A 17753-nucleotide genomic window follows, 5' to 3' on the forward strand; every position below is an offset into this window, starting at 1 on the left:
TACCGGGCGACTTTGCAGCGGGAATCCTTGCCGCTTTCCCGGGATTGATCGGACGGAGGTAACAATGCGGGTCATGGTGGTGGGCGCCAGCAAGGGGCTGGGCAGGGCGTTCGTGGAGGGGCTGGGCCAGGATGCCTCGCTCATCGTGGGCGTGGCGCGCCGCGCGCCGCCGGACATCACAGTCCCTCCTGGCTGCGAATTGCGCTGGATCGCAGCCGACCTGTCGCGGCCCGAGGCTGCCGTCCAGCAGATCGCCGCGCAGGCGCCGGATGCGCTCGATGCCATTCTCTACAACCTGGGGGTGTGGGAAGAACACGCATTCAGCGAGGACTACGATTTCCTGACGGACTCGCCCGCGGAGATCGCGCGCATAGTGGACATCAACGTCACCGCTACCATCCTGTTGCTCCAGCGCTTGATCCCGCGCGTGCTGGGCGCGCGCAAGCCGCAAGTCATCCTGACTGGCTCTACCTCCGCGTTGGCCGGCAGCGGTCGCCCCGAGGTGACGTTCGGCGCTTCCAAGCATGCGCTGCGAGGCATCGCGGACGCCCTGCGCGAGAGCTTCAGGGAGCGTCGCCTGGCGGTGACTTGCCTGCAATTAGGCTACCTGAACACGCAAGATGGCCTGGACGTGCCGCGCGACGCGGCCAGCCTGCGGGGAGCGGGCGGCCTGATACCGGTGCATGACGTGGTGGCGATGACGCGCGCGCTACTGACTCTGTCCGACGCGTCGTTCGTGCGGGAAATCGTGATGCCGGCGCTGATGGATGAGCGCTTCTGAAGGTGGCCAGGCGCCTGGCGCCAGCAGCGGGTCGCGGCGTCTCCCAATGCCGGCCTCAAACGCGGCCGGTCTTGCCTTCCATGGCGCGGGCGACGCGCGACAGGGCCAGGCTGGCCACAAAATACAAGGCGGCCACGGCCAGGTAGATCTCGACGTGGTAGGGCCGCCAATCCGTGCCGGCGACCACGGCCTTCGCCGCGCCGAGCACGTCGAAAACGCCGATGATGCTGACCAAAGACGTGTCCTTGACGGCGCCCACGAACACGCCCAGGGCGGCAGGTGCTGCGATGCGGCGGGCTTGCGGCCAGATCACCGAACCATAGGCCATGGCGGCAGGCATGCCCAGCGCGCGCGCCGCCATCATCTGGCCGGGCGGTATGGCCTGCAGCGCGCCGCGCAGCACCTCCGCCAGGAGGCAGGCGGTGTGCAGCGTCAGCGCGGCCAACGCCATGGCGAATTTCGATACGCCACCGCCCAGCAGCATGGGCAGCACGAAGGACGCGAACAATAGCTGCGTCACCAGCGGCACCCCACGCACGGTTTCGATCAGGCCGGCCGCAACCCGCGAGGTGGCATAGGTGCCGTTGCGGCGCAACAGCGCAAGCACGAAAGCCAGCGGCACGGCGGCCAGCAGGGCGGCGATGGCCAGGATCAATGTGACGAGCAGCCCGCCCCAGCGCTGCGGACCTATGGCGGCCCCGCCCCAAGGCCAGCCGGACAGCGCGCTGACGGCAACGCCCAGCAGAATGGCGAGCAGCGCCGCGCGAGCCGTGGCGCGTATGCCGGCCGTGGTCAGCGTCAGCGCTACTCCGGCCAACAGGGCTGCGCAGGCGGCCAGCGCGGGGGCTCGGTCGGCCTGGGCCATGGTGCCGAAGAGCAACAAGGGCAGGTTTTCGCCCACCGCGGCCCAGCACGCGCCAGCCGAGGCTGAGCATGCCACCGGATCGCCACGCCACACCGCGCCGAGCAGCGCCCATTCCAGCAGGCGCCACAGGATCCAGCCCAGGGTGACTGCCAAGGCGGCCGATAACAGCCACCCGCGCCAGCCACGGCGTTCGTCCACGGCATTCCACGACGGCCGCTCGCCCAGGCGCGCGCCGTGCGTGTCGCCGGGACCGTGACGCGTGTTGCGCGCGTTCCATGCGGATAATCCGCCACCCAGCGCCAGCGCCAGGCCAAGATAGACCATGACGGCCAGCGCGATGCCTTCGAGCGCCAGGCCCGTCTGCGTGATTGCCGTGTTGATCACCGCCATCAGTTCCTGATAGCCGATCGCGATCGCCAGGGTGCTGTTCTTCACCAGCGCCAGGCACTGGTTGGCATAAGGGGGTAGCGCCACGCGCGCGGCATAAGGGGCGATGACCAGCCGCAACACCTGCCTGGGCTTCAGGCCCAGGGCCTGGCCCGCTTCCACCAGCCCCACCGGAACGGCGCTTACCGCAGCGCGAGCGACGTCAGCGATATAAGCCGCGTGGAAAACGACGAGTCCTATCGTCAGCGCCGCGAATTCGATGCTCGGTTGCCAGCCGCCCTGCAAACCCAGTCCGCGCCTGATCGGTATGTCGATCTGGACGGCGGGCAACAGAGTCCACGCCAGCAGCGCAGCGGCCAACACCGCATATCGCGCAGGCTTGTCCCAGCGACGGCCAGCGTACCAGCCTGACGCGAGCGCTGCCGCAGCCACGGCCGCATACGGCAGCCAGCCATGCAGGGCAGGCAGGGCCAAGCCGCGATTGGACAGCAGCACGTGCGGCAGCGGCGACCATGCCTGGCGCATATCGGGCAGGCGCAACAGCAACCCGTACCAGACGAACAGCTGCAGCAGCACGGGCGTATTGCGCAGAGGCGCGATGATGGCGGCGGCGCAACGCGCCGCCAGCGGATTGCGCGACATGCGCAGCAGGCCCAGGCCAAGCCCCAGGGCCGTGGCCAGCGGAATCGCCAACGCCGCGACAGTCAGAGTGTTAACCAGGCCCGCGGCGATCGACATCCAGTAGGGATCTTCCGGCGTGACGTCGAGCAGGCTTTCGGAGATCCGGAAGCCGGCAGGCTGGAACAGGAAGCCGAAGCCGCCCTGGATGCCACGTGCGGCCTGCACCGATTCGATGTGCCAAAGCAGAACGGCCGCCATGCCGCCAAGCGCCAGTGTCCAGGCCAACGTGGATAGCCACCGCGGCCAAGGGCCGGTAGAGGGAAAGGAAAGAGAGTTCGCGGCCATGGTCAGCGGGAATGTGCGCAAAAGAAAAACAGGCGGGCCTGCGCCCGCCCTTGGCATTCAGGCGGCCAGGATCATTGGAACGGCGGCGAGTACAGCAGTCCGCCCTGGTTCCATTGCGCGTTCAATCCCCGGTCCAGCTTCAGCGGCGTCGCGGCGCCCAGATTGCGATTCCAGACTTCGCCGTAGTTGCCGACGGCCTTGATGGCATTCTTGGCCCAGCTTTCGTCCAGGCCGAAACTCTTGCCTATGCCAGGGTCCACGCCCAGCAGGCGGCGCACTTGCGCGTCAGCGCTTTGCGTCTGGCTGTCGGCGTTTTGCGCGGTGATGCCGAGTTCCTCGGCCGCCACCAGCGCATTGATGGTCCAGCGCACAATGGCCGTCCAGTTGGCATCGTCCTGCCGCACGAAGGGGCCCAGCGGCGATTTGTTGATGCGTTCTGGCAGGATGACGAAGTCGTCGGGCCGGCCGGCGCGGGCGGCCCGGCTGGCTGCCAGGGTCGATGCATCCGACAGGTAAACGTCGCAGCGTCCCGCGTAAAAGGCCTGCTCCAGTTCCACCAGGTTCTCGATAACGACCGGGCGATAGCTCAGTTTGTGCTTCTTGAAGTAGTCGACCAGGTTCTGCTCGTTGACGGTGCCGGGCTGCACGCAGACCTGCGCGCCATCGAGTTCCGTGGCGCTTTTCACGCCAAGCTTGCGCGGCACCAGAAAGCCCTGGCCGTCATAAAAAACGATGCCTGCGGAGACGATGCCCAGGCCGGCATCGCGGCTCGAAGTGATGGTGGTGTTGCGGTTCAACACGTCGATTTCACCTGACTGGAGCGCGGGGAAGCGTTGCTGCGAACTCAGCGGGACGAAACGCGTCTTCTCCGGGTCGCCTAGCACGGCCGCTGCGAGCGCGCGGCACAGGTCCGCGTCCAGGCCGGTCCAGCGGCCTTGCTTGTCGGCGATGGACAGGCCCGCCGATCCTTGGCTCACGCCGCAGACAAGTTCGCCCCGCTTCTTGATGGTATCGACCGTGCCGGCGTGAGCCGCGCCGGCCAGCGCCAGCGCCGCGGCCACGCCCGCAGCCTTGATTAGTTGAGTCATACGCATGCCATTCCCTTATTCTATGCACTCCGGAAAGGCAGGAATTCTATGGTTGTGCAGGCGTTCAGCGAGCGACTATATGGTCATATGGATATAAAAACTAAGCCTTACTCAAATGCGCGTCATATACCTAGAATCCCCTTCATACCAAGTTGAAATCACGGAGCGGGTGGCGCATGAGCTGGCAGGACGAATTCAGGCAGTTGTTTCCCATCACGCAAGACAAGGCCTACGCCAACATCGCCTACACCAGTCCGTTGTCGCCCAAGGTGGCCGACGCGGTCGGCGCCTTTTTCGATGACATCACCCATGCGCGCAGCGACAAACCTCAGTGGTTGCGCGATGCAGACGTGCTGCGTCAGCGGCTGGCCCGCCTGATCGGGGGCGAAGCCAAGCGCCTGGCCTTCACCAAGAACACGACCGAAGGACTGAACATCGTCGCCCAGGGCCTGGCCTGGCAGGACGGCGACAACCTGGTCGTGGATGATCAAGAGCATCCCACCAATGCCTTGCCCTGGCTGAACCTGCGCCGTCGCGGCGTGCAGGTGCGCGTCGCGCAGGCGAGCGCGCATCGCTATACCGTGGATGACCTTTGGCAGCATGTGGATGCGCGCACACGTCTGATCGCCGTGTCCTGGGTGCAATATGGCACCGGCCTGCGCACGGACATCGCTGAACTGGGCCGACGTTGCGCGGAGCGTGGCATCTGGCTGGTCGTCGACGGCATTCAGGGCGCAGGACTGTTGCGTGTCGAAGTCGATGCATGGGGCGTGGATGCTTTTGCCTGCGGCGCGCACAAAGGCATGCTCGGACCGTTGGGCGTGGGCTTGCTGCACGTGTCGCCCCGGCTGCTGGAGGCTCTGGATCCGCTGTATATCGGGCCGTCCGGCGTCAACACGCTGGACAAGTCCGGATTGCAATGGCAGGTGGGCCTCGCCGATGCGGCCGATGCTCGCAGGCTTGAATCCGGCAACCTGAACTATCCCGGCATCGCGGGCTGGGCGGGCGCGCTGGACCTGATCGAAAGCGCCCGGCCCGAGCGTATCGAGCCGTGGGTGCTGGAACTGTCGGAAGCGCTGGCCAAAGGCCTGCGCGGCTCGGGGCTGCAGGTGGTGTCGCCGGCCGAGCCCGAGTTTCGCAGCACGACGACAGCGCTGCGCGTGCCGGACCCTGCCGCCGCGCTGGCGCATCTGACACAATCCGGGGTCGTGGCCAGCGTAGTGGAGTATGGTTACGTGCGCTTGTCTGTCGGCGCCTATAACAATCATGCGGACGTGGAACGCATCCTGCGCGCGGCGCGAACGCTTCCCGTCTGAAAAGAATCATTGATAAGCAACCCTCTAGGAGATACTGATGACCGAAGCGAAGAAGCCCCAGTGGCGGCTTGAAACCGTGGCCGTGCATGGCGGCTATCGCCCCGATCCGACCACGCGCGCCGTGGCCGTGCCCATCTACCAGACCGTGGCCTATGCGTTCGACGACACGCAGCACGGCGCCGACCTGTTCGACCTGAAGGTGCCGGGCAACATCTATACCCGCATCATGAACCCGACCACGGACGTACTGGAGCAACGCGTCGCGGCCCTGGAAGGCGGCATTGCGGCGCTGGCGCTGGCCTCGGGCCAGGCGGCGGTCACCTACGCCATCCTGACCATCGCCGAAGCGGGCGACAATATCGTGTCGTCCAGCACGCTGTACGGCGGCACCTACAACCTGTTCGCGCACACGCTGCCGCAATACGGCATCAGCACGCGTTTCGCCAATCCGTCCGACCTGGCGGCTTTCGAAGCGCAGATCGATGACCGCACCAAGGCCATTTTTGCCGAGTCCGTCGGTAATCCGCTGGGCAACATCACCGACATCGCGGCGCTGGCCGAACTTGCGCACCGTCACGGTCTGCCGCTGATCGTCGACAACACCGTGCCGTCGCCTTACCTGCTGCGCCCCATCGAACATGGCGCGGACATCGTGGTGCAGTCGCTGACCAAGTACCTGGGCGGACACGGTACCAGCCTGGGCGGCGCCATCATCGATTCGGGCAAGTTCCCCTGGGCAGAGCACAAGGCACGCTTCAAGCGCCTGAACGAACCGGACGTCAGCTATCACGGCGTGGTCTACACCGAAGCCTTCGGTCCGGCCGCCTACATCGGCCGCGCCCGCGTGGTGCCGCTGCGCAACACCGGCGCGGCGATCTCGCCCTTCAACTCCTTCCAGATCCTGCAAGGCATCGAGACCCTGGCGCTGCGCGTGGACCGCATTGTCGAAAACACCGTGAAGATCGCCAACTACCTGCGCGAGCATCCCAAGGTCGAATGGGTCAACTATGCCGGCTTGCCGGACCATCCGGATCACGCGCTGGCGCAGAAGTACCTGGGAGGCAAGGCGCCGGGCCTGTTCACCTTCGGCGTGAAGGGCGGCCGTGAAGCCGGCGCGCGCTTCCAGGACGCGCTGCAGCTGTTCACGCGCCTGGTCAATATCGGCGACTCCAAGTCCCTGGCCACGCACCCCGCATCCACCACGCACCGCCAGCTCAATCCGGAAGAGCTGCAAAAGGCCGGCGTGCGCGAGGAAACCGTGCGCCTGTCCATCGGTATCGAGCATATCGACGATCTGCTGGCCGATCTGGACCAGGCGCTGGCGCAGGTGTAATCGCCATGACGATGCTTCCGCGCAGAACCTTGTTGAAGCTTGCCGCGGGCCTGCCCGCGCTTGCCGCCGCGGGAGCGGCCGGGGCGGCGGCTCCGGCTGCTCCGGCCGCAAAAGCCAGGAACTATGTCCTGGCCCACGGCTCCTGGCATGGCGGCTGGTGCTGGCGTCCGGTTGCGGACCGCCTGCTGGCGGCCGGCCACCGGGTGTATGCGCCCAGCTACACCGGCATGGGCGACCGCGCCCACTTGCTCAGCAAGAACATCACCATCGATACCTTTGTCGAGGACCTGGTCCAGGTCATCGAGACCGAGGAACTCAGGGACGTGATCCTGGTGGGCCACAGCTTCGGCGGCATCCCCATTACAGGCGTGGCGGACCGAATTCCGGAGCGCCTGGGGCACCTGGTGTACTTCGATGCCATCGTGCTGCAAAGCGGCCAGAACGCGTTTTCGGTCTATCCCAAGGCGGATGCCGACGCGCGGATCGCGGCAGCATCCAAGGCCACCGACGGGTTGGCTGTGCCGATTCCCGATCCGCTGCCCGCCGCCTGGGGCTTCGCTGCCGGCAGTGCGGACTACGATTGGGTCAAGCGCCGCTTGACTGCGCATCCACTGGCTAGCTACACCACGCCGCTGAACCTGAGGCACCCCATCGGCAACGGGGTTGCACGCACCTACATCCATTGCACGCAGCCCGAGCTGGCGGTGCTGGATGACTCGCGCAAGCTGGTGCAGTCCCAGTCGGGCTGGAACTGGGTCGACATTGCCGCGCCCCACGAAGCCCACATCACGCATCCGGCCTTGCTGGCCGATCTGCTCCTGGGCCTGGGCTGAAGCCTGGGGACGCAGGCCCGGGGCTGATATGGTCGACCGGGCATCGCAGTTTGCGGGCATCATGCGGGATTGCATCGGCCGGTCAGCGCCGGTGCGCCCCTTGATGATCCGTAGGAGACCGCCATGGCCCATTTGTCTGCCCACGCCGAGTTGCCGGCTGATCTGAATGCCTGGCTGCAGCAGCATGCCGAAGCCCTGGACGACGGCAGCCTGGACGCGGCTACGGTGCTGCCGAGGCTGGCTGCCGCCGATATGTTGCGCCATGGCGTGCCGGCTGCGCGTGGCGGCCTGCCCGGCACCGACATCGGCGATGCCATCGAGGCGGTCGCGCGGCTGGCGGAATTATCCGTTGCCGCCGCCTTCGTGGCCTGGAGCCAGCGCGTCTTTATCGAATACCTGTTGCGCAGTCCGAATACGGATCTGGCCGATGCATGGTTGACGCCGTTGCTGAACGGCGAACAGGCCGGCGCGACCGCGCTGTCGAATGCGATGAAATTCCTGAGCGGCATCGAGTCGCTACAGATCGCTGCGCGCGCCGCGGGTGACGAATGGGTGCTGGACGGCCATATGCCCTGGGTCACGAATCTGCGGCCGCAGGGCTTTCTCGTCGCCGCCGCGGTTTCCGCGCCCGATGGCACGCCGGCGGTGGTGGCGCTGCCAGATAGCATTGCGGGACTGACGCGCAGTCCGGACCTGCCCTTGCTGGGCCTGCAGTCGAGCAATACCGCGGCGCTCGACGTACGCGGTGTGCGCATCGGCCGGGAGTGGCTGATCCACGCCGATGCGCGGCAGTACCTGCCCCAAGCCAGGCCGGCTTTCGCAGGCATGCAGTGCGGCTTGTCGATCGGCCTGGCGCGAGGCGCCTTGCGCGCTGCGGATCAAGCTGGCCAGGGCCAGCCGGCGCGCGGCATCCTGGGCCAGCCGCTGGAGGCGCTGCGCGCGCAGTTGGACGCGTTGACCGCCGGCTTGATCGAAGGCGTGCGCAACGAGAGCTTTGTGGCTGAACCCTGGCGTCTCTTCGAGATCCGCATCGCACTGGCTGAAGCCGCCCAGCAGGCGGTGCAGCTGGAACTGCAGGCCAGCGGAGGCGCGGCCTATCTGCTGCCTGCGGGCGCGGGCTTTGGCCGGCGCTGGCGCGAAGCGGCTTTCCTGCCTATCGTCACGCCCAGCCTGGTGCAGTTGAAGACCGAACTGGCCAAGCGTCAGGCTAGGCTGGCGGTCCAGGCGGGCTAAGTCCGGGTGGGCGGCCGGGCTGGATGCCTTACTTTCGCGGGGTCTTGCCGTGGGCCGGGCAAACGACCTCACGCAGCTTGAGCTGCACCGGGTCCTGTGCGATGGGCGCATTGCGGATGCCGGGCGGGGGCAGGGAGTCGACGATGGGGCCGGTGGCATTCTCGCCTGCGTGGTGCAGGACCTCGCTTACGCTGTAGGTGCCGGCGGCGCAGTTCATGGTGACCGGCTGGGTCACGGAACGGTAGAGTTGCCCGTTGGCGGCGGAGATCCTGGGTTGGGCATAGAACCAGGCCACGTTCACGCTCATGACGGCCGGGCGTTCCGAGACTACCTTGATCGAGGCGCTGTCGTAGAACACGCCAGGCATGGCTTGCGGGTCCACGGGCAGCCAGTCAGGCGCGCCGGGCAACATGCCCCCGGGTCCGGGATCGCGCGGCACGACGGTCACCGCGCAGGCATTGACGGGGACCGGATCGCCTTCGCGGACCGTGATGGTTTCACACGAGCCGGGCGGCGCGGCCTGCGCGGGGTGGGTCCAGGCCGCTGCGGCCAGGGCGATCAAGGATGCGTGCCTTGCGGTCATTGGTGTTTTCCGGTGGTGGCGCGGCGCGCCGTCGCCCGGCGTGTGGCCGAGGTGTGTCCCTGATCATACCGGGCAGGGCGCGCGCCTGCGGCGCGAATATGCCCTAGGGGCAATAGACCCTAAGCCGTCAACACATAATCCGGATAGCGCTTGCAGATCTCGGCCACCTGGCTGAGGGTGCCGGACAGGTGTTCGCGCAGCACCTGCTGGGCGCGCTGCGGGTCCTGGGCGACGATGGCGTCCAGCAGGCGCTGGTGATCGTCGAGTATGCGTTCGGCCTTGCCGGCTTCAGGCAGATGCAGGCGGCGCAGGCGGTCCAAGTGACCGCTGTAGCGTTGCTCCAGTTCCCATAGCCGAGTCACGCCGGCGGCTTCGTGCATGTCGCGGTGGAAGGCCTGGTCGGCATCGATGAAGCGCTGATACTGGCCGTTGGCGTGGCTGACGCGCTGCAGGTCGATGCTGGCCTGCAGGCGTTGGAACAACGGCGGATCAAGGCGCTGCGCCAGCAGCTGCACGATCTCGAGCTCCAGGGAGCGGCGCAGGAAATGCGCCTCGCGGGCGGCGGCGATGTCGATGCGGCTGACCACCGTGGTGTGCTGCGGATAGATTTCGACCAGCGCCTCTTCGGCCAGCCGCATCAGGGCGTCGCGGATCGGCGTCTGGCTGAGTCCGTAGGCCTCTGCCAGTGTCACGCGCGACAACGGCGCGCCGGGCGCGAGTTCCAGGGACACGATTTGTTCGCGTAGATGTTCGAAGACCTGGGGCGCTGCATGGCGCGAACGGTCCAGTCTGAGCTTTGTGCTGTGCATCGAGGCGAGTGGAGGCTGGGCGCGAGAATCGCGAAAAGCGCAGTGTAGCGGGTTTTTACCTAGCTGACGCACTAATGTATTAGTGTTTAAATGGCCCGGTCGACGTCACGGAACACTGTCTCTTTCCTATGAAACGCTCTTACGAAAGCCTGCGCAGCGCCGCCTGGATGGCCAAGGACGATCTGCGCTCCTTCGGCCACCGTTCCCGCATGATGCAGATGGGCTACGGCCCGGACGATTGGCAGGGCCGCCCGATCATCGCCATCATCAACACCTGGTCGGACCTGAACCCCTGCCATAGCCATTTCAAGCAACGCGTCGAAGACGTGAAGCGAGGCGTGTTCCAGGCAGGCGGCTTTCCGGTGGAGTTGCCCGCGATTTCGGTGTCGGAATCCTTCGTCAAGCCGACCACCATGCTGTACCGCAATTTCCTGGCCATGGAGACCGAGGAATTGCTGCGCAGCCATCCGGTCGACGGCGCCGTGCTCATGGGCGGATGCGACAAGACCACGCCGGGCCTGCTCATGGGCGCGGTCAGCGCCGGACTGCCCTGTGTCTACGTGCCGGCCGGCCCGATGCTGCGGGGTAACTGGAAGGGCAAGATCCTGGGCTCCGGCTCCGATGCCTGGAAGCTCTGGGACGAGCGCCGTGCCGGCAAGATCACGCAGGAGCAATGGACCGAGGTCGAGGGCGGCATTGCGCGCAGCTACGGCACTTGCATGACCATGGGTACGGCCAGCACCATGACCGCCATCGCGGAAGCCATCGGCATGACGCTGCCCGGGGCATCCTCGATCCCGGCGGCGGACGTGAACCATATGCGTATGTCGGCCGAATGCGGCCGGCGCGTGGTGGAGATGGTCTGGGAAGACTTGTCTCCACAGCGCATCCTGAGCCTGGCGTCCTTCAAGAACGCCATCAACGTGGCCATGGCCATGGGCTGCTCGACCAACGCCATCGTGCACCTGGTTGCGATGTCGCGCCGCGCCGGGTGCGCCGTGAGCCTGGACGACTTCGACGACGCCAGCCGCAAGGTGCCCGTGATCGCCAACATCCGGCCCAGCGGCGACACCTATCTGATGGAAGATTTCTTCTATGCGGGCGGCCTGCCGGCACTGATGTCTCGGCTGCGGGATCATCTGGATATGTCCGCCATGACGGTCACCGGCAGGACGCTGGGCGAGAACATCGCCGGCGCCGAGGTCTACAACGACGACGTGATCCGCCCGCTGGACCGGGCCATATACGACGAAGGCGCGCTGGCTGTGTTGCGCGGCAACATAGCTCCCGACGGCTGCGTCATCAAGCCCAGCGCCTGCGCGCCGCAGTACCTGCGCCACACCGGGCCGGCCCTGGTGTTCGACGACTATCCCAGCATGAAGGCGGCCGTGGATGACGAGAACCTGGACGTCACCCCCGACCACATCATGATCCTGCGCAATGCCGGCCCGCAAGGCGGACCCGGCATGCCCGAATGGGGCATGCTGCCTATCCCGACCAAGCTGGTAAAGCAGGGCGTGCGCGACATGCTGCGCCTGTCGGATGCCCGCATGAGCGGCACCAGCTACGGCGCCTGCATCCTGCACGTGGCGCCGGAAAGCTACATCGGCGGCCCGCTGGCCCTGGTGCGGACGGGCGATCTGATTACGGTGGACGTGCCCGCGCGCAGCATCCATCTGAACGTCAGCGACGAAGAGCTGGCTGCGCGCCGCGCGGCCTGGACGCCGCCGCCCAAGCGCTACGAACGCGGCTATGGCTGGATGTATTCCAGGCACATTTTGCAGGCCAACGACGGCTGCGATTTCGATTTCCTGGAAACCAGCTTCGGCGCGCCCGTGCCTGAACCCGAGATCTTCTAGGGCCCATGCCCACAGTCTTCCTATCCCCGGAGCCATCGTGTCCACAATGAATCCCGAAACCCGCGCGCGCCTGGCCGGCGTCAGCACCGCCACCCTGTGCACCGCCTTGTTCAAGCGCGGCCTGCGCAACCAATTCATCCAGGACGTGCGTCCGCTGAACGCCACGCTGCCCAATATGGTCGGCCCCGCCTACACCCTGCGCTATATCCCCGCGCGCGAAGACCTGAACACCATCAAAGTGTTCGAAGACCGCGCGCATCCGCAGCGCGTCGCGGTGGAAACCTGCCCGGAAGGCGCAGTGCTGGTCATGGACAGCCGCAAGGACGCGCGCGCCGCGTCGGCAGGTTCCATCCTGGTCACGCGGCTGATGAAGCGCGGCGTGGCCGGCGTGGTGACGGATGGGGGCTTTCGCGATTCACCCGAAATCGCCGAACTGGGCTACGCCGCCTATCACAAGCGTCCCTCGGCACCGACCAACCTGACCCTGCACCAGGCCCTGGACATCAATGCGCCCATCGGCTGCGGCGACGTGGCCGTGTGGCCGGGCGACATCGTGGTGGGCGACCGCGAGGGCGTGGTGGTGATACCCGCCAACATCGCCGACGAGATCGCCGTCGAGGCCGTGGAAATGACCGCCTTCGAGGATTTCGTAACCAGCGAAGTGCAGCAGGGCGCATCCATACTTGGCCTGTATCCGCCCACCGACCCGGCAACCAAGGACAAATTCGCGGCCTGGCGCAAGCAACAGGGCCGTTAAGCCTTGCCGCCGGCTGGACCGGCACCCCCATAAGCCAAAAAACAGGCAGGAGACAATCATGAATATGCAACGACGCGGTGCGCTGGCCGCGCTGCTGGCGGCCGCCGCGCTGGGCTCGCTGGCATCGCCCGTGCTGGCCGCCGACTGGCCGGCCCAGAAGCCGATTTCCTACGTGGTGCCGTTCACCGTTGGCGGTTCGACCGACGTGGTGGGACGGGTGCTCGCGCAGAAGCTGGGTGACCGCCTGCACCAGAACGTCATCGTCGAGAACAAGCCTGGCGCGGCGGGCGGAATCGGCGCGACCTACGTCGCCAAAGCGCCGCCCGATGGCTACACCCTGTTCGGTGGCACCATCAGCACCCACGCCATCAACGCCAGCCTGTACAAGAACCTGAAGTACGACCCCGTCAAGGATTTCGAGCCGGTCTCGCTGATTGCCTATCTGCCCAACGTGCTGCTGGTGGATCCCAATCTGGGCGTGAATTCCGTGGCCGACCTGATCGCGTTGTTGAAGCGCGACCCCACCAAGCGCACCTTTGCGTCCTCGGGTGCGGGAACTTCCACGCACCTGGCCGGGGAACTCTTCGCCAGCATGATAGGCGTGCCGCTGACGCACGTGCCCTACAAGGGCACGCCGCCCGCCATGGTGGACGTATCCTCCGGCGCGGTGACCTTCATGTTCGATCAGATGACTGCGGCCTTGCCCTTGCTGCAGACCGGCAAACTCAAGCTTCTGGCCGTGACTACCAAGGACCGCATCGCATTGGCGCCCGAGGTGCCGACCATGCAGGAGGCCGGCGTGCCGGGCTTCCAGATGGCATCCTGGCAGGCCGTGTACGCGCCCAAGGGCACGCCCAAGCCCATCCTGGACAAGCTGGCGCAGGAGATTGCGGTGATCGTCAAAGAGCCGGACGTGCAGGAAAAACTGGGCAAGACCATGGGGATGGAACTGGTCGGCAGTACGCCCGAGCAACTGCGCGACCTGATGGCGGCTGAAATTCCGCGTTGGGCTGAAGTCGTGAAGACGTCGGGCGCGACGGTCGAGTAGCCCGCGGGCGATCTCGGGCGCGGCGTTTCGGCGCCGCGCCTGTTGCCGTTCAGGGCTTCAGATTCAGCTTGGGTACCAGCGCCTTGAACGCTTCTTCCTGGCGCGCAACGTCGGCCGCGAACTGCGGCAGGTCCGCATAGGAGGGGGTCAGGTTCTGCTTGCGCATCAACGCCTGGAAATCCTGGGATTGCGCCACCTGGCGGGCTGCCGCCCGCCATTTTTCCACCGCGTCCGCGGGTGTTGCCTTGGGCAGTCCGATGCCGCGCCAGACGCTGAATTGCAGGTCCGCGCCTTTTTCCTTCATGGTGGGTACGGCAGGCAGATTGTCCAGCCGTTTCGGCGCCATGACGGCCAGGGTGCGCAGCTTGCCGGTTTCGACATGCTGCTGCAGTTCGGCATAGGCTACCGTGGTTGCCTGCACGTCGCCCGCCAGCAAGCCCATGATGGCCGGGGCCGACCCCTGATACGGAACGTGCACGAACTTCACGCCGGCTTGCTCACCCAGCGCCGCGGCCGCCATGTGCGGCACGGTGCCGATGCCTGCGTTGGAGACCGCGATGCGCTCGGGATTCTTCCTGGCGTCGGCGAGGAACTCCTCCACCGTTTTCCAGGGTGCGTCGGCCCGCACCGTGACCGACGACGGATCGTCGGTGAAACGGGCGATGGGCTGGAAGTCGCCGACCGTGGTCTTGCCTATGCCCATGAGGGGCACCACCAGCATTTCGGGAGTCATCAACACGAGCCGGTAGCCGTCGGGCTGTGCATTGGCGACATAGGCCCAGCCAATCGAACCGCTCGCGCCGGGCTTGTTGATCACCACGGTGGGTTGCGCCAGCAGCGGAGGGCGCACCGCTTCGGCGATGGCGCGGGCGGTGTTGTCGCTGCCGCCGCCGGGCTGGTAGGCGACCACCAGTTCCATCGAGCGGGCAGGGTAGTCCGCGGCACGCGCGGCGGACAGGACGGAAACTGCGGACAGGGCGCTGATGGCCAGCGCGGACAGGCGGATGGGGCGCATGGAGTGGCTCCGGTATCAGTAGCCCAGGGCGGAAAGATCCGCGAGCGTCTGTTTGGTGATGGCAATGGTGCGCTCGCGTTCGGTGCCCGCCAGGTCCAGGCGCGGCGGCTTGACGGTTTCGGCGCTGCCGGTGATCAGGTGTTCGGCCAGCTTGATGTGCTGCACCAGCTTGACCACCGTGTCCAGGTGGAATAGCGGGGTCAGTGCGGCGTAGAGCTTGCGGGCGCGGACGAAGTCGCCCTCGACTGCCAGCTTCAACAGATCCACCGAAGCCTTGGGCACGGCGTTTGCCATGCCGGACACCCAGGCGGTCACGCCCAGCGCCGCGCTTTCGAGGATCAGGTCGTCCACGCCGCAGACTACGGCAAGCCGGTCGCCAAAGCGGGTGATCAGGTCGGTGACGCGGGTGGTGTCGTAGGATTCTTCCTTGATGGCGACGATGGTCGGCTCTTCCAGCAATTCCGCCACCAGGTCGGGCGTCAAGTCCACCCCGTAGCCCCGGGGGTTGTTGTAGAGCAGGATGGGCAAGGCGCTGGCGCGCGCTACGCTGCGATAGAAAGCCACGGTTTCGCGGGCATCGGATTTGTAGGTCAGGCCCGGGAACACCATCAGGCCGTTTACCCCGATGCGGGCGGCTTCCTGCGCGAAAGCGGCGGCGCGCGCGGTGCCGGTCTCGGCTACCCCCGATATCACCGGCACGCGTCCGCGCACCGTGTCCACGGCGGTACGCAGGACCTCCAGCTTTTCTTCGGGCGAGAGCTGCGCGTTTTCGCCCACCATACCCATCATTACGACGCCGCCCACGCCGTTTTCGATGAGGCGTTCCAGCCCGAGGCGGATGGCTGCCAGGTCCAGCGAAAAATCGGGTTTCAGCTTCGTAGTGACGGCGGGAAATACCCCTTGCCATTGAATGCTCATGCTGCGGCTCCTGTGGTGTGGTTTGTCCGGCCTGCGGCCGGGTTCGCTGCGACTATTGGATATTGGATCCAAAAAAACGGGACTTAAAAAAACGAGGCACGGGCCTCGGACCGCCGCTGGGCCAGCGGTGGCTTGAACTGGATCATGGATCCAATATACTCACATTAAAAGGGCTGCGGGTGCCGGCTGTCTCTCGGGGTTTTCCTGGGCATGGCGGTTCCGCTTCCCGCATGCCCACACCGTTCGGCGGCCGCCGGACGGCACAACCAGGCAGGTCCCATGTCCCAGAATTCGTCGCTTTCCGCTACAACCCCGCCCCGTCCCCAAGCCGGTTCGCCCGGCCGCCTCGTGCGCAAGACCGCCGTTGAGCTGGTGGTGGATGAACTGCGCGACCGTATCCTGTCTGGCGCCATCCCGCCCGGCTCGGCCTTGCGCCAGGAGTTGTTCGCAGAGGAACTGGGCGTGAGCCGGCTTCCGGTACGCGAGGCCATACGCCAACTCAGCGCCGAAGGCTTGATCGATATGATTCCCCATCGGGGCGCCTACGTGTCCATGTTGTCGCGTGCCGAGGTGCAGGAGTTCTTCGACATCCGCCTGCGGCTGGAGCCATGGCTGCTGCGCCTGGCGGTGCAGCAGCGCAATGTCCAGGACCTGGAGCTGGCCAGCCAGGTGGTGGCGCAGATGGACACGGCGGAACCGGAGCAGTGGGGCCGCTTGAACTGGCAATTGCACGAGCTGCTGTACCGCTCGGCGCAACGGCCCGCCGCGCTTGCCATGGTGCGCGCGTTGCATGAAAAGTCCGAACGCTACTTTCGCTTTCAGATCGTCAACGCCCCGATCCGCCAACAGGCGCATGACGAACATAGCGCGCTGATCGCCCTCGCGCGGCATGGCCAGGCCGAACAGGCCGAGGTCGCGCTTGAACGGCACATCGCCGAAGCCGCCGACCAGATCCTGGCCATCGTCGACCATCTGCTGGATGCGTCGGCGTTGGAGGAACCCGCGTAGCGTCTACACATCCAGCTCCAGCGTGCCGCAGCCGCGTGACACGCAGACCATCATGCTGCGTCCCGCCGCGCGCTCCTCGTCGCTGAGCACGTAGTCGCGGTGATCGACGTCGCCGGACAGCACGGTAGCCTCGCAACTGCGGCACAGGCCTTCGCGGCATGAGTGCGGCCAGGCGACGCCGGCGGCTTCCAGCACGTCCAGCACGGACTTGTCCGCGGGAACCTCGTAGCTGCCGCCGCTGCGCACGAGCCTGATCTGGAAGGTCTCACCCGTTTGTGCGGCGGCGTCGGCGCCTGCGGTGAAACGCTCGAAATGCACGCGGCCCGCGGCGATGCCTCGCCGTTCGCTTGCGGCAGCCACCGCGGCCATAAGCGGCGCCGGCCCGCAGCAATAGACATGCAGGCCGGGGTCTTGCTGGACTTGAAGGTAGGCGTCCAGGTCGCAAAGGGCGCCTTGGCGCTCGCTGTCCACGTGCAGATCCACGCGCTCGCCATAGGCTGCAAGCTCCGACAGGTAGGCTGCCGCGTCGCGTTCGCGCACGCAGTACAGCAGCCGCCAGGGTTCACCGCGTCTTTCGCACGCAAGAATCATGCTGAGGATGGGCGTGATGCCGATACCTCCGGCGATGAAGACGTGGCGGGTGGCCTGCGCATGCAGCCCGAACAATTGCCGGGGTTCGCTGATGTGCACGCGGTCGCCTTCGCGCAGTTGTTGGTGGATGTAGCGCGAGCCGCCTCGCGACTCCGGAGCCAGGCCTACGCCGAGGCGGTAGACGCTCAGTTCCGCCGGATCGCCGCACAGGGAATATTGCCGGAGTTGGCCATTGCCGAGCGCCACGTCCACGTGCGCTCCGGCCTCGAAGGCGGGCAGCATGGCGCCGTCGGGGCTGCGCAAGTGCACGCCAACGATGCCGCGTGCTTCACGCGCGATACGGCTGACGACGAGTTGCCGCAT

The 17753-nt window shown here is 66.3% G+C and carries 16 protein-coding genes; 9 read left to right on the forward strand and 7 right to left on the reverse strand.

The window, feature by feature from the left end:
* The first annotated feature begins 64 nt into the window (after positions 1 to 64).
* Complete coding sequence (locus VCS63_RS13295; protein WP_063640742.1) at positions 65 to 781, forward strand: SDR family NAD(P)-dependent oxidoreductase; 717 nt, start codon at positions 65 to 67, stop codon at positions 779 to 781.
* Between the two features lie 55 nt (positions 782 to 836).
* Here the strand turns inward: VCS63_RS13295 and VCS63_RS13300 are convergent, their stop codons facing one another.
* Positions 837 to 2912 (reverse strand): ABC transporter permease subunit, encoded by a 2076-nt coding sequence (locus tag VCS63_RS13300; RefSeq protein ID WP_323880011.1) that lies wholly within the window; start codon positions 2910 to 2912, stop codon positions 837 to 839.
* A 158-nt stretch (positions 2913 to 3070) separates the two neighbouring features.
* Positions 3071 to 4093: an amino acid ABC transporter substrate-binding protein gene (locus VCS63_RS13305; protein WP_082884603.1), complete on the reverse strand. Its 1023-nt coding sequence runs from the start codon at positions 4091 to 4093 to the stop codon at positions 3071 to 3073.
* Between the two features lie 170 nt (positions 4094 to 4263).
* Between VCS63_RS13305 and VCS63_RS13310 the strand changes: the two genes are divergently transcribed.
* The 4 genes from VCS63_RS13310 to VCS63_RS13325 all read left to right on the forward strand — a co-directional run bounded on the left by VCS63_RS13310 (position 4264) and on the right by VCS63_RS13325 (position 8802).
* The gene (locus tag VCS63_RS13310) at positions 4264 to 5403 is read left to right on the forward strand and encodes an aminotransferase class V-fold PLP-dependent enzyme (RefSeq protein ID WP_323880013.1); all 1140 of its coding nucleotides are present in this window, start codon (positions 4264 to 4266) and stop codon (positions 5401 to 5403) included.
* A 37-nt stretch (positions 5404 to 5440) separates the two neighbouring features.
* Entirely contained in the window at positions 5441 to 6736 is a 1296-nt protein-coding gene (locus VCS63_RS13315; protein WP_042793451.1) for an O-acetylhomoserine aminocarboxypropyltransferase/cysteine synthase family protein, read from the forward strand.
* Between the two features lie 5 nt (positions 6737 to 6741).
* Positions 6742 to 7569, forward strand: a complete 828-nt coding sequence (locus VCS63_RS13320) for an alpha/beta fold hydrolase (RefSeq protein ID WP_232033729.1) — start codon at positions 6742 to 6744, stop codon at positions 7567 to 7569.
* 123 nt (positions 7570 to 7692) lie between these two features.
* Positions 7693 to 8802: an acyl-CoA dehydrogenase family protein gene (locus VCS63_RS13325; protein WP_323880016.1), complete on the forward strand. Its 1110-nt coding sequence runs from the start codon at positions 7693 to 7695 to the stop codon at positions 8800 to 8802.
* A 28-nt stretch (positions 8803 to 8830) separates the two neighbouring features.
* On the opposite strand, the gene VCS63_RS13330 is transcribed toward VCS63_RS13325, so the two are convergent.
* Positions 8831 to 9385 carry a surface-adhesin E family protein gene (locus VCS63_RS13330; protein ID WP_042793452.1) on the reverse strand — a complete coding sequence of 185 codons (555 nt, stop codon included), beginning with the start codon at positions 9383 to 9385 and terminating at the stop codon, positions 8831 to 8833.
* A gap of 119 nt (positions 9386 to 9504) precedes the next feature.
* Positions 9505 to 10194, reverse strand: coding sequence for a GntR family transcriptional regulator (locus VCS63_RS13335; protein ID WP_063640739.1), 690 nt, complete (start codon positions 10192 to 10194; stop codon positions 9505 to 9507).
* Between the two features lie 128 nt (positions 10195 to 10322).
* Between VCS63_RS13335 and araD the strand changes: the two genes are divergently transcribed.
* Genes araD through VCS63_RS13350 form a run of 3 tightly spaced genes read left to right on the forward strand, consistent with a single transcriptional unit; the run spans position 10323 to position 13858 of the window.
* A complete protein-coding gene (araD, locus tag VCS63_RS13340) occupies positions 10323 to 12053 on the forward strand; it encodes an L-arabinonate dehydratase (RefSeq protein ID WP_323880018.1) in 1731 nt (576 codons plus the stop codon).
* A 46-nt stretch (positions 12054 to 12099) separates the two neighbouring features.
* Positions 12100 to 12810, forward strand: coding sequence for a ribonuclease activity regulator RraA (locus VCS63_RS13345; RefSeq protein WP_063640738.1), 711 nt, complete (start codon positions 12100 to 12102; stop codon positions 12808 to 12810).
* Between the two features lie 58 nt (positions 12811 to 12868).
* Complete coding sequence (locus tag VCS63_RS13350) at positions 12869 to 13858, forward strand: Bug family tripartite tricarboxylate transporter substrate binding protein (protein ID WP_042793456.1); 990 nt, start codon at positions 12869 to 12871, stop codon at positions 13856 to 13858.
* 49 nt (positions 13859 to 13907) lie between these two features.
* Here VCS63_RS13350 and VCS63_RS13355 read toward each other — a convergent pair whose 3' ends face one another.
* Both VCS63_RS13355 and VCS63_RS13360 read right to left on the reverse strand, forming a co-directional pair.
* A complete protein-coding gene (locus tag VCS63_RS13355; RefSeq protein WP_149064636.1) occupies positions 13908 to 14873 on the reverse strand; it encodes a Bug family tripartite tricarboxylate transporter substrate binding protein in 966 nt (321 codons plus the stop codon).
* Between the two features lie 15 nt (positions 14874 to 14888).
* Complete coding sequence (locus tag VCS63_RS13360; RefSeq protein WP_323880021.1) at positions 14889 to 15791, reverse strand: dihydrodipicolinate synthase family protein; 903 nt, start codon at positions 15789 to 15791, stop codon at positions 14889 to 14891.
* A gap of 279 nt (positions 15792 to 16070) precedes the next feature.
* Between VCS63_RS13360 and VCS63_RS13365 the strand changes: the two genes are divergently transcribed.
* Positions 16071 to 16799: a GntR family transcriptional regulator gene (locus tag VCS63_RS13365; RefSeq protein WP_323880022.1), complete on the forward strand. Its 729-nt coding sequence runs from the start codon at positions 16071 to 16073 to the stop codon at positions 16797 to 16799.
* 3 nt (positions 16800 to 16802) lie between these two features.
* Here the strand turns inward: VCS63_RS13365 and VCS63_RS13370 are convergent, their stop codons facing one another.
* On the reverse strand, positions 16803 to 17753 hold the full coding sequence (locus VCS63_RS13370; RefSeq protein WP_323880024.1) for a PDR/VanB family oxidoreductase: 951 nt from the start codon (positions 17751 to 17753) through the stop codon (positions 16803 to 16805).

Origin of the sequence: Achromobacter sp. D10 (genome assembly GCF_035282245.1) — a bacterium.
GTDB classification, from domain to species: Bacteria; Pseudomonadota; Gammaproteobacteria; order Burkholderiales; family Burkholderiaceae_B; genus Achromobacter; species Achromobacter insolitus.